The organism is Flavobacterium sp., assembly GCF_017985075.1.
Classification (GTDB): domain Bacteria; phylum Bacteroidota; class Bacteroidia; order Flavobacteriales; family Flavobacteriaceae; genus Flavobacterium.
Genome location: NZ_JAGNYF010000006.1, coordinates 28,838 through 43,876, shown reverse-complemented (window position 1 = coordinate 43,876; position 15,039 = coordinate 28,838). Strand labels below are relative to the sequence as shown.

10 protein-coding genes are annotated in these 15,039 nt (G+C 30.7%); 4 read left to right on the top strand and 6 right to left on the bottom strand.

Features of this window, described 5'->3' with window-relative positions; all coding sequences use genetic code 11:
* Positions 1-42 precede the first annotated feature (42 nt).
* Positions 43-861, bottom strand: a complete 819-nt coding sequence (locus KA468_RS02590) for a hypothetical protein (protein ID WP_291241386.1) — start codon at positions 859-861, stop codon at positions 43-45.
* A gap of 38 nt (positions 862-899) precedes the next feature.
* On the opposite strand from KA468_RS02590, the gene KA468_RS02585 reads away from it, so the two are divergent.
* Entirely contained in the window at positions 900-1,604 is a 705-nt protein-coding gene (locus tag KA468_RS02585) for a ComF family protein (protein WP_291241385.1), read from the top strand.
* Between the two features lie 70 nt (positions 1,605-1,674).
* Entirely contained in the window at positions 1,675-3,273 is a 1,599-nt protein-coding gene (locus KA468_RS02580) for an Ig-like domain-containing protein (protein ID WP_291241384.1), read from the top strand.
* A gap of 60 nt (positions 3,274-3,333) precedes the next feature.
* Here KA468_RS02580 and KA468_RS02575 read toward each other — a convergent pair whose 3' ends face one another.
* From KA468_RS02575 to KA468_RS02560, 4 genes are all read right to left on the bottom strand, one after another.
* Positions 3,334-4,095, bottom strand: coding sequence for a succinate dehydrogenase/fumarate reductase iron-sulfur subunit (locus KA468_RS02575; RefSeq protein ID WP_291241383.1), 762 nt, complete (start codon positions 4,093-4,095; stop codon positions 3,334-3,336).
* A 6-nt stretch (positions 4,096-4,101) separates the two neighbouring features.
* Positions 4,102-6,111, bottom strand: coding sequence for a fumarate reductase/succinate dehydrogenase flavoprotein subunit (locus tag KA468_RS02570; RefSeq protein WP_291241382.1), 2,010 nt, complete (start codon positions 6,109-6,111; stop codon positions 4,102-4,104).
* Between the two features lie 6 nt (positions 6,112-6,117).
* Positions 6,118-7,035: a succinate dehydrogenase cytochrome b subunit gene (locus KA468_RS02565; RefSeq protein WP_291241381.1), complete on the bottom strand. Its 918-nt coding sequence runs from the start codon at positions 7,033-7,035 to the stop codon at positions 6,118-6,120.
* A gap of 157 nt (positions 7,036-7,192) precedes the next feature.
* Positions 7,193-9,811, bottom strand: a complete 2,619-nt coding sequence (locus KA468_RS02560) for a glycosyl hydrolase (protein ID WP_291241380.1) — start codon at positions 9,809-9,811, stop codon at positions 7,193-7,195.
* A gap of 100 nt (positions 9,812-9,911) precedes the next feature.
* Between KA468_RS02560 and KA468_RS02555 the strand changes: the two genes are divergently transcribed.
* Both KA468_RS02555 and KA468_RS02550 read left to right on the top strand, forming a co-directional pair.
* Positions 9,912-11,204: an aminopeptidase P family protein gene (locus KA468_RS02555; protein ID WP_291241379.1), complete on the top strand. Its 1,293-nt coding sequence runs from the start codon at positions 9,912-9,914 to the stop codon at positions 11,202-11,204.
* 174 nt (positions 11,205-11,378) lie between these two features.
* Positions 11,379-12,158, top strand: a complete 780-nt coding sequence (locus tag KA468_RS02550) for an alpha/beta hydrolase (protein ID WP_291241378.1) — start codon at positions 11,379-11,381, stop codon at positions 12,156-12,158.
* Positions 12,159-12,232: 74 nt separating this feature from the next.
* Here KA468_RS02550 and KA468_RS02545 read toward each other — a convergent pair whose 3' ends face one another.
* Positions 12,233-15,022 (bottom strand): PD-(D/E)XK nuclease family protein, encoded by a 2,790-nt coding sequence (locus KA468_RS02545; RefSeq protein WP_291241377.1) that lies wholly within the window; start codon positions 15,020-15,022, stop codon positions 12,233-12,235.
* Positions 15,023-15,039: the final 17 nt, after the last annotated feature.

The following is a 15,039-nucleotide window of genomic DNA, read 5'->3' as shown; positions in this document are numbered from 1 at the left end:
TTGCAAAAGTAAAAATAGGAATGGAATTAAAAAAGTAATTTTTTAATTATAATTGAAAATGGTTGAACTAATTTTAGTAGTTCCTGAATATAAGTTTACAATATATCTTCCTTTTACCGTTTTGTTCTTTTCTAAATCAACATAACTGCAAACATCTGTTATTTGTTGCTGGTATTCAAACTTTACTAATTTACTATATTTTAAAGTAATATTATTATTTTCAAAGGTCAATTCTTCCACAGAAACGATATCATTTTTAGGATTTACGACTTGTACAAAAAATTCTTTTTCGCCAGAAGAAATTAATTTATTTCTGTCAACTGTAAAGCAAACTCTAATTTGTTCAATTGGCTTTACTTTATTTGGTGTTTTATTATCTGTAAGAAACTTAACCCCTTTTACTTGCAAATTAGTTACTTCAAACTTAGCATCTTTTAAAGCCGTATTTTCTGTAATTTTTGGAGTTTTTACTTCTGGTTTAATTAACGTTCTAAGTTTTTCTATTTGCTTTAATTTTTCTTTCAGTATTTTAATTGAATCCTTTATTTGATCAATTTCCTTATTTAATTCCGATAAATTCTTAAATTTAATATTCTTTTTAGAATCTTTTAAATCAGACACTTTTATAGACAAATCTTGAAAACTTTCATCAAAATTATTATATAAACTCGAAACAGAATCGTACTTCGTAAGTATTTCTGATAATTGACTTTGCGTTATTAATGTTTCTTGTTTTAATGTGTCTTGTAGTTCTTTAGCAGATTTGTTATCTTTATAACTTTTAAATAACACAAGTAGTAAAAAAATGGACAATAAAAGTATAGCGACCTTATAGGTGTTGTTGTTTCTTTTTGAAGACATTCTAAATATTTTTACTAAAGTAAAACTAATGTTTTAATATGATAAAATTTTTCGACCAAATACATAAAAATCTGTTAAACGTGGTATTTCCTGCGTTTTGTAATGGCTGTTCGAAATTACTTTTGAAAAATGAAAAAATTATTTGCACCACTTGCATGCATCATTTGCCACTTACTCATCATCATAATTTAAAGGAACATGAAATGCATAGGGCTTTTTATGGCATAGTGCCTTTTGAATTTGGTGCTTCGTTATTATATTTTAGAAAAAAAGGGATTGCACAACAATTAATGCACAATTTAAAATATAAAAACCAACAAGAAATCGGCACTTTTTTAGGAGATATTTTTTCAAAAAACGTATTCGATTTACCTGTTTTTAATGATATTGATGTAATAATTCCTGTGCCCTTACATAAAAAACGTCTTCACGAAAGAGGATACAATCAAGTTACAACTTTTTGTGAAGCATTAGAGAAAAACTTAGCTATTCCTATAATTGATGATGTTTTATTAAAATCAATTAACTTAAAATCACAAATTCAAAAGTCAAAAGAAAATCGCTTAGAAACCAATAAAAATGTATTTTCAATTGAAAACGCTCATAAAATTGAAGGAAAACACGTGTTGCTTGTAGATGATATTTTTACTACTGGCGCCACTATTGAAGCGTGTGCTAAAGAAATATTAAAAATTAAAAACACCAGAATTAGCATCGTAACAATGGCGTATACACAATCATAAAATTTATTTAAATATTATGATGCGAATGAATATAATTGTTACTTTGCAAGATTAAATAGCGACATAATTCATGAAAAAAATCATATTACTTCTTACTATAATTTCTCTTGTATTTATCAGTTGTGCCAAAAGAGGTATGGTTTCTGGTGGCCCAAAAGATAGTTTAGCACCCGTTATTGTAAAAAGTACACCGAAAAATTATGAAACCAATTTTTCTGGAAAAACTATTAAAATTGATTTTAACGAATACATAAAAGTAAAAGACATCAACAAACAATTGATTGTGTCGCCACCTATGGCAAAAAATCCAACAATTGTGCCACAAGGAAGTGCAAGTAAATTCATTTCAATTACTTTAAATGAAGATTTAAAACCGAATACGACCTACAGTTTTAATTTTGGCCAAAGTATTACAGATTATAACGAAGGCATCCCGTATTCGCAATTTAAATATGTGTTTTCAACAGGAGCATTTGTTGATTCTTTAAAGGTTTCTGGTGAAATTGTAGATGCATTTGAAAAAGAAACAGATGAATTTGTAACCGTGATGTTATATGACGCTGAAACGTATAATGATTCATTGGTCTACAAAAACAAACCCGTTTATATCACCAATACTTTAGAAAAAAACACAAAGTTTACTATTGAAAACATAAAAGAAGGTAACTATTATTTAGTGGCTTTAAAAGACAAAAACAACAATTACAATTATCAGGCTAAAACGGAAAAAATTGCTTTTAAAAAGGAAAAAATAAAGATTCCTTCAGATAGTAGTTATACTATAAAATTATTTGCAGAGAAAAACGAAATCAAAACCTATTCGCCAACAGTTGAAAGCAACAACAAATTGTTTTTGGGCTACGAAGGTAATCCAAATAATGTGAAACTATTTTATAAAAAGAATAACATTGAAACACCTTTACGATTTGCAAAATCTGCGAATAAAAAATCGGATACTTTACAAGTTTTTATGCCTAAAGAAGCTAAAGATTCTATACAAGTACTTGTGAAATCCGATAACTATTTGAAAAATTATGTAGTGAAATTAAAAAAACTAAAAGAAGCAGATTCACTAAAAGTGACGCTTTTTGCTAATAAAAAATTCCAATTTAACGAAAAACTTAGTTTAGAAACCACTACGCCAATTAATAAAATAAATGCTGAGAAAATATTTCTGAGAAAAAAAGATAGTACTTCAGTCTCCTTCACAACAGAAATTAACGATTTTGAACAATTGATTTCTTTTGATTTTAAACAAGAAGAAAACGAAAAATACGAACTCGAGTTACTGCCTGGTGCCATAGAAGATGAATACGAAACTCAATCTGATAGTTTAAAATTTACCTTTGACAAAGGTGCGATAAGCGATTTTGGAAATTTAAAATTGCGATTGAAAAACATCAATAGATTTCCGTATGTGGTACAAATTTTAAATACTTCAGGAGATATCATTAGCGAAAAATACTGTACTAAAGAAACTGAATTATATTTTGAAGCCATTCAGCCAAGCAACTACCAAGTACGTTTGTTTTATGACGATAATAAAAATAGAATTTGGGATTCAGGAAACTTTAAAATAAAACTTCAACCCGAAGAAATGATTTATTTTCCCGGTTTAATTGACGTAAGAGCCAATTGGGATGTGGATCAGGAATTGGAGTTAAAATAATATAAAAAAACGCATTCAATAACTGAATGCGTTTTTTATTTTAAAAAAGTTGTGTTCTAATTAAAGTACACTTGCTTTTAAATATTCTCTATTCATACGAGCAATGTTTTCTAAAGAAATTCCTTTCGGACATTCTACTTCACATGCTCCTGTATTGGTACAATTTCCGAAACCTTCTTCATCCATTTGTCGTACCATATTTAATACTCTTTCTGTAGCTTCTACTTTTCCTTGTGGTAATAATGCGTATTGAGAAACTTTTGCTCCAACAAATAACATGGCAGAACCGTTTTTACAAGTCGCCACACAAGCTCCACATCCAATACACGCTGCTGCTTCAAAAGCTTTGTCTGCATCTTGTTTGTTAATTGGAGTTGCATTAGCATCGATTGTTCTACCAGAAGTATTTACTGATACGAATCCACCCGCTTGTTGAATTCTATCAAAAGCACTTCTATCTACCATTAAGTCTTTTACAACTGGGAACGCTTTACTTCTCCATGGTTCAATAAAAATAGTTTCGCCATCTTTAAATTTACGCATGTGTAACTGACACGTAGTTGTTCCTGTATCTGGACCGTGTGCACGACCATTAATATACAACGAACACATTCCGCAAATTCCTTCACGACAATCGTGGTCAAAAGCTACTGGCTCTTGTTGGTTATTGATTAATTGCTCATTTAATTGGTCTAACATTTCTAAGAAAGAACTGTCAGTAGAAACATTATCTAATTTATATGTTTCCATTTTACCTTTAGTTCCAGCGTTTTTTTGACGCCAAATTTTAAGGTTGATATTTATATTTTTTTTAGCACTCATAATATCTTATTTATAGTTTCTAGCTGCAATTTTGATAAACTCATATTTCAATTCTTCTTTATGAAGTACTGATTTACTTGCATCGCTTCCATTATATTCCCAAGCTGCAACATAAGCGAAATTTTCATCGTCACGAAGTGTTTCTCCTTCAGCATCTTGATATTCTTCACGGAAATGTCCACCACAAGATTCTTTACGTAATAAAGCATCTTTTGCCATTAATTGTCCCAATTCAATAAAATCAGCTACACGAAGTGCTTTTTCTAATTCTTGGTTCAATTCGTTTGCTGCACCTGGAACTCTAACATCTGCATAGAAATCTTCTCTTAATTGTCCGATTTCTTCAATTGCTTCTGTTAATCCTTTTTCATTTCTAGCCATTCCAACTTTATTCCACATAATTAATCCTAATTTTTTGTGGAAATAGTCAACAGATTTTGTACCGTTATTATTAATTAATTGCTCAATAGACTGACGAACTGCATTTTCAGCTTCCATAAATTCTGGTGTGTCTGTAGCAATTTTACCTGTTCTAATTTCGTCTGCTAAATAGTTAGAAACCGTGTATGGTAATACGAAATAGCCATCTGCTAAACCTTGCATTAATGCAGAAGCTCCTAATCTGTTTGCTCCGTGATCTGAGAAATTGGCTTCACCAGCTACGAAACATCCTGGTATAGATGACATTAAATTATAATCAACCCAAACACCACCCATTGTGTAATGCACGGCTGGGTAAATTTTCATTGGAGTTTCATATGGATTTTCATCTGTAATTTTTTCATACATCGTGAAAAGGTTACCATATTTCGATTCTACCCATTTTTTCCCTAATTCTTGAATTTTATCATCAGAAGGGTTATGATCCCCTTGAGTGTAAGCGGCTTGTTTTCCTTTTGTGATAATCTCTGAAGCGAAATCTAAATAAACACCTTCGTTAGTGTCGTTTGATTCAATACCATGACCTTCATCACAACGTTCTTTTGCAGCACGAGAAGCTACATCACGAGGTACTAAGTTACCAAAAGCAGGATATCTTCTTTCTAAGAAATAATCTCTATCTGATTCCGCAATTTGAGTTGGTTTTAATTTACCCGCTCTAATTGCTTCAGCGTCCTCTTTTTTAGCAGGAACCCAAATACGACCAGAGTTACGTAACGATTCTGACATTAACGTTAATTTGGCTTGATTGGTTCCATGAACTGGAATACATGTTGGGTGAATTTGTACAAAACATGGATTCGCAAAATGTGCTCCTTTTTTGTGTACTTTCCAAGAAGCTGTAACGTTACTTCCCATTGCATTTGTAGATAAGAAATATACATTTCCATAACCACCAGATGCAATAATAACAGCATGAGCTGAATGACGTTCTAACTCACCAGTAATTAAATTACGAGCAATAATTCCACGAGCTTTGCCATCAACTTTTACAATGTCAAGCATTTCGTGACGGTTATACATTTTTACATTCCCTAAACCAATTTGTCTAGACAAAGCAGAATATGCTCCTAATAATAATTGTTGACCTGTTTGTCCAGCGGCATAAAAAGTACGTTGTACTTGTGTTCCACCAAACGAACGGTTATCTAATAATCCACCATAATCTCTAGCAAAAGGAACACCTTGAGCCACACATTGGTCGATAATATTTGAAGATACTTCTGCTAAACGGTGTACGTTTGCTTCACGCGCACGGTAGTCACCACCTTTTATAGTGTCATAAAATAATCTATAGGTACTGTCTCCATCATTCTGATAGTTTTTCGCAGCGTTTATTCCTCCTTGAGCAGCAATTGAGTGTGCTCTACGAGGTGAATCTTGAAAGCAAAATGCTTTTACGTTGTAACCCATTTCTCCAAATGAAGCAGCAGCCGAAGCACCTGCTAAACCAGTTCCAACAACAATAATGTCAATTTTTGGTCTATTGTTTGGAGCCACCAATTTAAGATTATTCTTATGGTTGGTCCATTTTTCTGAAATATGACCTTGAGGAATTTTAGAATCTAATGCCATATGTTTTTATTTTGTAAAAAAGTGAATGTAAATTGGAATAATTGCAAATAAAAACGCAACTACAACTGAAAATGCTTTTCCAAATGATTTAATAGCTGGTGTAAATTTACCATTTGCTCCTAAAGATTGGAAAGCACTTTGAAAGCCATGCCATAAATGGAAACCTAATGCCATCATTGATAACACATAAAATATAACGAAAAACAACCCTTCGTTTGGAATTATATTGAATAATTTTCCTTTACTTTTAAAGAAGGCATAGGTCAATTTATGTAAATCTTTGAAACCAACAAATAAAACTTCACCTGTTTTGGCATCTTTAACAATATTTGAACCTTCTAAAACTAATTTTGTTGTATTTCCAGGTTGATTGTTGTTTTGTTCTACCAATGTTTTTAAAGAACCACCTGGAGGCAAAGGAATCGTTTGAATTTTAGAATCTGGTGTTCCAATAAGCATAGATTGAGATTGCCCTTGATTTCCTTGTGTTTTCGTAACTAAAGGCATGTTAGCATCGAAATGCATTTTTGCCCAAAAGTTAATCATGTGTGTAGAGATAAAAACCAAAATAATAGTTCCTAAAACCGCCATATTTCTTGAAGAAAAACTGCTGTTTTTTGAAGGATTACTCATTGCGTAAGCCACTGGACGTGCTTTTTGGTTTTGAATTGCTAAATAAATCCCATCGATAGCATGGAAAATAATAGAAATGTACGTTAAATAAGAAAGTAATTTTACTGCTGGGTTAGTAGTCATAAATAATGCATACTTATTAAATTGTAATGCCGCTTCAATAGTGTCGCCAGCTAACAATTGTAAGTTCCCTAATAAATGCCCAACTAAAAACAAGCACAAGAACAATCCCGTAAGTGCCATCCAATATTTTTTTGCAATAGATGACTTTAAAAATGCTGATTTTGCCATAATTATAGTTAATGTTAATTTGAATATGTTTAATGTAAGCAAAAATAAAGGTTATAAGTAAGACTTACAACCTTTGAAAGTTAATTTATAATCATTTTAAATGAGTTTAACATTTGTTGAATATCAACATATTACGTTTTGAATTTTTATTCAAATCTTATCGCATTTGGTTTTTTTCTAAAATTTCTAACGTTTGCGTTTCCTTCTTTCCGTTATTTTCTAATTCAATTGTATATTTTCCTGAAGGTAAATAATATTTTTTATTGCCTGATTGATTGATTTTTATTTTACTATCTTTCTTTTCTATTGCCGTTTTTGTTTTTTCATCGATACATAAATCAAAATCTACTTTAAGCATTCCTTTTTCTGCTTTATTTTGACGGTTAAAAACCACAATTCCATCTTTATTTTTTATGGTTAAAATTGTATTTGAAAGTTCTTTTATATAATACCAAATTAATACATTTGGTGTGTTTTCGGTACCCCAAGCAGAACGCTTATTTCCCCAATTTTTAGAAAAAGAAATGTTCTTTACAGGAAATAACGCTATACTGTTTGACTGTGTTTTCTCATTAATTTGTTGAATGTTCGAAAGATTCACTTTATACAAAGAACGCCCGTGTGTAGCCACAATTAAATCTTTTTCTCTTTTTTGAATAACCAAATCGTGTACGGCAACATTTGGAATATCGGTTGAAAAATCTTGCCAAGTTATTCCTCTATCAATAGAAATAAATAAACCAGCATCTGTACCTAAATATAAAATGTTTTCATTTTCAGAATCTTCTAAAATCACATTCACAGCATTTTGCTTAAAATTTTCCGTTAATAATTTCCAAGTTGTGCCTAAATCTTCAGAAACATATGCATAAGTAGTAAAATTATCATTTCTATAACCATTTAATGTAATATAAATTCTATCGGATTTAAACGTTGAAAATCGTACACGAGACACCCATAATCCTTGTGGTAAATTAGTTGATATTTTTATCCAATTCTCGCCGCTATCTTTTGTTACATATACATTTCCATCATCTGTTCCAATAACTAATTTTCCGAATTTAAATTTACTTTCAGCTATAGATGTTATGGTTCCAAAAGGCACATTGCCTTCCACTTTTCCATTGGTTAAATCGATAGAAATTTTTTCCCATTTTTTACCTTGATTCATCGAACGAAACACATATTGTCCGCCAAAATAAACAACATCTTGATTATGAGAAGACAGCAAAATAGGTGCTTGCCAGTTAAACCTGTAAGGTTCTTCTTTTTTATCCGCTTGTGGAGTAATGTATTTTCTTTCTCCTGAAATTCTATCTATTTTAGTATAATTTCCAAATTGATAACCCGTGTAAACTAAATTATTAGTTCTCGTATCAATTTGAACTTGCATTCCGTCTCCACCGCTTAAAAATTCGTACGGATATTTTCCGTCTTGCAACCATTCTACATTGTGCTCATAATTATTTGGACCCGCCCAAACACCGTTATCTTGCAGGCCTCCATATACTTCGTAATTTTCTTTTTCATCTACGTTTACAGAATAAAATTGTCCAACAGCTTGGTTGTTGCATTTTATCCAATGTTTTCCGTTATCAAATGTAATATTTACACCGCCATCGTTTCCGTTTATTAAGTGATTTGAATTTTTTGGATTCACCCAACAAACGTGATGATCAGCATGAACATTATCTTTACTGATTGATTCGAAAGATTTTCCTCCATCATTAGAGAATAATAAAGGAACCGCAGAAATAAATAGACGATTTTCATTAGATTCATCAACAGTAATATCTGCAAAATAATATCCGTAAGAATAAAAGGCATCATCAATAAATTTGTCATTTGTCTTAGTCCACGTTTTTCCAGAATCGGTGGTTTTATAAATTTCTGCACCAATTACTTCCACTTCAAACAAAGCGGCATTGGCATCTTTCGGCTTTTCGTTAGAAGCATTTGGTCGTAAATTCTGATTGTCTACAATCGCATAAGCAATATTCTCGTTATATGAAGTTAACCCAATTCTACCAACACCATTGTTTGATGGAAAACCAGAATTGGCATTAATTTTTGCCCAAGTAGTTCCGGCATCTTCACTTTTATAAATACCAGAATGAATTCCATTTCCTTTAAAATTATTTGCTTTACGTTCGCGTTCCCAAGCCGAAGCAAACATAATTTTTGGATTGTTTGGTGCAAAACTAACATCTACAATTCCTGTTTCATCGTTAATATATAATGTTTTAGTCCAATTTTTTCCTCCATTTATGGTTTTAAAAACGCCTCGTTCTTCATTTTTTGAATATAAATGTCCTAAGACTCCTACTACAATTTCGTTGCTATCTTTCGGATTGATCCAAATTTTAGATATATGATGACTATCTGGCAAACCAATATTTGACCATGTTTTACCTTTATCTGTAGATTTCAAAACTCCAATTCCTGCATAAGAAGAACGAGAAGAATTTACTTCACCTGTTCCTACCAAAATTAATCCCGAATTCCAATCCACAGCAACACAACCTATATTCTGAGTTGGCGCAGCATCCATTACAGGTTCAAAACTGGTTCCGTTATTGTTAGTGTACCACAAACCTCCAGAAGCATATGCCGCATAAAATTCAGTTGGATTTTGAGGATTGACAGCTAAATCGACTATTCTTCCACTCATTATTGTTGGTCCAATATTTTGAAAAGCAACGGATTGAAAATTATTGTCTTGTGACAAAGAAACTATCGTACTAAAAAGAGAAATTAAAAATACAACTTTTTTCATTTTTATATAATTTGATATGTTTCAAAATTAATAGAATTATTTGATAACTATTTGTTTGAAAGTTATTAATTTTGAAAACTTTACTAATACTTCCAAAAAAATGAAATATTTACCAATTAATCGAGAACTTTTTATTAAAAATCGTAAAAACTTTATGGCGCAAATGAAGCCAAACGGAGTTGCTATTTTTAATTCGAATGATATTTATCCTGTTTCTGCAGATAGTACGTTGCCATTTGCACAACATCGCGATATTTTTTACTTATCTGGTGTAGATCAGGAAGAAAGTATTTTATTATTATTTCCAGATGCACCATATGAGCACTTGAAAGAAGTACTTTTTTTAAAAGAAACCAACGAACATATTGCCATTTGGGAAGGCGAAAAACTTACTAAAGAACGCGCTTTTGAAGTAGCAGGAATTAAATCAGTATATTGGTTACAAGATTTTCATAAAGTGTTAAAAGAAGTGATGATGTATGCCGATACGATGTACATAAACACCAATGAACATTATAGAGCAGCAGTAGAAACAGAAACTCGAGAAGACCGTTTTATAAAATGGTGGAAAAACGAATATCCTGCGCATAAAGTAGAAAAATCAAATCCTTTTTTACAAAGATTACGTTCAGTAAAAGACCAAATTGAGTTAGATTTAATTCAAAATGCGTGTAATATTACAGAAAAAGGAGTGCGAAGATTATTAAATTTCGTAAAACCTGGTGTAACCGAGTATGAAATTGAAGCCGAATTGGCTCACGAATTTCTTCGTAATCGTTCGAAAGGTTTTGCTTATACTCCAATTATAGCTTCAGGAAACAATGCAAATGTGTTACATTATATAGAAAACAATCAAGTTTGTAATGCTGGCGATTTAATTTTATTAGATGTTGGTGCAGAATATGCCAATTATTCTTCCGATTTAACTCGTATGATTCCGGTTTCTGGAAAATTTTCTGACAGACAAAAAGCGGTTTACAACGCCGTTTTAAATGTAAAAAACGAAGCTACAAAAATGCTTATACCAGGAACTTTATGGAAACAATACCATATAGAAGTTGGTAAAATTATGACATCAGAATTATTAGGTTTAGGCTTAATTACAAAAGCTGATGTTCAGAATGAAAATCCAGAATGGCCAGCGTATAAAAAATATTTTATGCACGGGACGTCGCACCATTTAGGTTTAGATACACACGATTACGGTTTATTACACGAACCAATGCAAGCCAATATGGTTTTTACTGTAGAACCAGGAATTTATATTCCAGCTGAAGGTTTTGGAATTCGTTTAGAAGATGATGTGGTCATTCAACCAAAAGGGGAACCTTTCAACTTAATGAAAAATATTCCTATTGAAGCAGATGAAATTGAATCGATTATGAATTCTTAATTTTAGTTTAAGAGTTTAAAAAGGTTATACGTTTAAAAGGCGGTTTACGAAAGTGAGCCGTTTTTTTTTAATACAGATTTCTGAAATTTTATTTATTTCTAAAATTTCTCTAATCTGTGTTTAAATAAAAGAAAAACTTTGCGCTCTTTGCGTTTAAATTCTACATTTGTATCTATGAAAAACATCCACTTCAAAAACACTAAAATCAGTTATACCGACCAAGGAAAAGGCAATGCGGTTGTTTTGTTACACGGATTTTTGGAAAATAGTACGATGTGGAACTATTTAGCACCTGTTTTAGCTAAAAAAAACCGAGTAGTTTGTATTGATTTGTTAGGTCACGGGCAAACGGATTGTTTAGGATATATTCATAGTATGGAAGATATGGCGGATGCTGTTCACCAAGTAATATCCGAATTAAAAATCAGAAAAGCGATGTTTGTTGGACATTCTATGGGCGGATATGTAGCTTTAGCTTTTGCCGAATTATATCCAGAATTTATGAAAGGTTTAGTGTTGTTAAATTCGACATCTCGTGCCGATAGCGAAGAACGCATTGCAAATAGAACGCGTGCGATAAAAGCCGTGAAACAAAATTATGTGGCTGCTGTTAGAATGAGTATTGCCAATTTATTTTCAGAAGAAAACAGAATAAAACTTTCAAAACAAATTGAATGGGTTCGAGAAGAAGCGCTTCAAACACCATTACAAGGAATTATTGCCGCTCAGGAAGGTATGAAATTACGAAAAGACCGAGAAGTAATTTTACATTTTGCCACCTATCCAATTTTATTAATTTTAGGAAAAAAAGATCCTGTTTTAAATTACGAAGAGAATTTAGAACAAATTGAAGGCACAAATGTAAAACTAATTTCATTCAATGACGGACATATGAGTCACCTCGAAAACCAAGTGGAATTGGAAAAAGTTATGGGTGGATTTTTGAAATCTTAAAAGCAAAACTTCAACAAGACATATATAAAAACCTTTGCAATCTTCGTACTTAACTTTGTGTTTTGTGGCAAAATTTATTTTATCACTTCTTTAAAAGAAATCGCAGGATTTAAAATTTCTTGAATTAAAATTACCAATTCTTCTTTAAAATTTTCTAAAAATTCAGTTGTAATTACTGTTTCGCCAACTATGCCTCTTCCCTTGCCAAATGTAAAAGGTAAAAATCCAGCTTTCATATTTTTAAAAGAAAAAATTCCTACTTCCACATTATAATTTCCTTTTAAAGGATTGGTTTGAAACATTAATGCATAACACAATAATTGAATAATTTTATCATTAGCCAAATCGAGTGTTAAACCTTCAAACGTATTTATTTTTAATTTATTGGCTTCAACTTTACCAGTTTTGTAATCAATGATTCGAATCGTGTTATTTCGCAATTCAATTCTATCTACTTTTCCTGAAATTTTAACCGGATAAGGTAAATTAGGATGTTCAAATATGGTTTCGTGCGGTTTTTCTAAAGACAAAATAAATAGTTCGTCACCATTTTCAATATGTTGTTTTTCTTGAATTAAAAAATTATAAATATTTCTTTTAGCTACTTCGAAAGCAATTAAATTTTTTCCTTTTTTAATTTCTCCTTCTTTATAAACTTCAATAAATTTTTCTAATGTAATGGCTTCTATATTTTGAATCATCACATCAATATCTGTAACTTGAATTTGAATGTTTTTGCCTTCAAAAGGAGCATACATTTTCTCTAATACTTCGTGGATTATGGTTCCTAATGTATTAGCCGCCACATTTTCTTCTACCTCATCATTTTCACGCACGCCTAAAATTCGTTGATAATAAAACTGAATAGGATTTCGTAAATAATTGGTTAATGATGAAGGCGAAAACCCCTTACCTGTTGCAATTTCTTCTAAACGATCTAAAATAGGTTGTGTTTTTATTACTTCAATTGGTTGATAAATTGTATCAGGTTTAATTGCGTTATAAAACACCTTTTTAAAATTATGATTTGGTAAATGTTCAATCTCTAGTTGAGTAATAAATCGGCTTTTTTCGCCTGCATCAATTCCTTCGGAATGCGTATTATATAACAAGTAAATGTTTTTAGCCCGTTGCAATAAACGATAAAAATGATAAGTAAAGATGGCGTCCCGTTCTTTATATGTTGGCAAACCTTTTTCTAATTTTACATCGTATGGAATAAAGGAATTGTTCGATTTTCCGCCAGGTAATTTACCTTCATTTAACGAAGTAATAATTACATTTTCGAAATCCAAAACACGACTTTCTAAAATTCCCATAATTTGGAGACCTTTGAGTGGTTCGCCTTCAAAAGAAACCTGAGCCTGATCAATAACTTGTTTATAGATAGTGAATAAAATTTCTAAGTTTTCAATTTTATTATACGTTTCAAAGTAATTTGTTATTTTTAAAATGATATTATAAATTGAAAACACAAATGCTTTAGTAACTTTATCTTGTTCGTTTTGATTGCTTAAATGTGTTTTAATGTAAATTAGAATGGCTTTTAATTTTTCTAAAATTTCATTTACAGATACATTCCAATCGAAAAACAAATGATGTACTAATTCGTTATTCATTAAATCGTACTTAGAAAATAATTCACCAAGTCGATTACTGGTAATAAAAGTTAAATTAGAATTTTTTATAATTTTAACCACTTCATTCGCTTGAATACTTGATACAATTAGTGGATTATTTAATATTTCTAAAACTTCTTTATAGTAAAAGACACTTTGTTTTTTATTTCTATTTTGAGTATTTAAATGCAGTTGAAATAACTTGTAAATTAATATTTGCGCTGGATTGTTTTTACTCGGATAACCCATAGTAATATTTAAATCTTCTACCTCAACAGGTAACGCATTTAAAATTGGTATTAAAATATTTTCTTCACTTAAAACAAGTGCAGTATTTTCTAATGATTTGTTTTCAAATACGATTTTTTCTATGATTTTTCCAGCAATTTTGGCCTGACCAATAGACTTTGGTGTACCAATAACTTCAATATTTTTATCGCTTGAAAAAGCATCCGTAATCCAATTAAAAGGATGGGTTTCAAAATGTTTCCAAGAGTTTTTAATTCTTCGCAAAAACAATCCTGCATCGTGAAATTCATCTTTTAAAAAAGCACCATCTATATCCCAAAATACAGAGGCTTTATTATTTTCTAATAAACATTTAATTATTTTTTCTTCTGAAGCGTTCAAAGCATTAAAACCAGCAAATACATACGTTTTATCTTCGGATTTTTTTGCAAAAGCTAAACAATTTTCGGATGCTTTTCTATATAATAAACCTTGATAACCTACTTTTTTATTTATCAAATGTTCTGTAAATTTTTGATAATAAAAAGGCATTAATTTCCAAAAATCTAAATGGTTTTCAATTAATTTAGATTGGTTATTTACATTTGGAGTCCAATGTTTAATACGTTCGATATCTAATAAATAAGAAAATATTTCATTCTGATTGATAAGATATCTATCAATTTCATTAAAATCTTGAATTAACGTAACCGCCCAACTTGAAAATTTTTCAAAATCTTGTTGTTTTGATGTTACAGTATTATCTAAATAAACAATATAAAACTCAAACAAAAGCTCAATATTATCAAGTGTTCTTAATTGCGCAATTTCCTCAATTAGCATTTCAATACTAATTATTTTAGGCGCTAAAAAAGTTGTAGAAGATTGTCTTTTTAATTCTTCAATTAAAAATATCTTGGCTCTTTTGTTTGGTAAAACAATATTGGTGTGGTGTAACGATGAAGAATTATTACTTAATAACTCTTTTGCTAGTTTAGATAAAAATGATGCCTCCATGGCAATAAAGATAAAAA

What these genes read in the sequence shown, in the direction of transcription:
- KA468_RS02565 (WP_291241381.1), bottom strand. Translation starts at nt 7,035, where the DNA reads ATGGCAAAATCAGCATTTTTAAAGTCATCTATTGCAAAAAAATATTGG.
- KA468_RS02545 (WP_291241377.1), bottom strand. Translation starts at nt 15,022, where the DNA reads ATGGAGGCATCATTTTTATCTAAACTAGCAAAAGAGTTATTAAGTAAT.
- KA468_RS02585 (WP_291241385.1), top strand. Translation starts at nt 900, where the DNA reads ATGATAAAATTTTTCGACCAAATACATAAAAATCTGTTAAACGTGGTA.
- KA468_RS02550 (WP_291241378.1), top strand. Translation starts at nt 11,379, where the DNA reads ATGAAAAACATCCACTTCAAAAACACTAAAATCAGTTATACCGACCAA.
- KA468_RS02580 (WP_291241384.1), top strand. Translation starts at nt 1,675, where the DNA reads ATGAAAAAAATCATATTACTTCTTACTATAATTTCTCTTGTATTTATC.
- KA468_RS02570 (WP_291241382.1), bottom strand. Translation starts at nt 6,111, where the DNA reads ATGGCATTAGATTCTAAAATTCCTCAAGGTCATATTTCAGAAAAATGG.
- KA468_RS02590 (WP_291241386.1), bottom strand. Translation starts at nt 861, where the DNA reads ATGTCTTCAAAAAGAAACAACAACACCTATAAGGTCGCTATACTTTTA.
- KA468_RS02560 (WP_291241380.1), bottom strand. Translation starts at nt 9,811, where the DNA reads ATGAAAAAAGTTGTATTTTTAATTTCTCTTTTTAGTACGATAGTTTCT.
- KA468_RS02555 (WP_291241379.1), top strand. Translation starts at nt 9,912, where the DNA reads ATGAAATATTTACCAATTAATCGAGAACTTTTTATTAAAAATCGTAAA.
- KA468_RS02575 (WP_291241383.1), bottom strand. Translation starts at nt 4,095, where the DNA reads ATGAGTGCTAAAAAAAATATAAATATCAACCTTAAAATTTGGCGTCAA.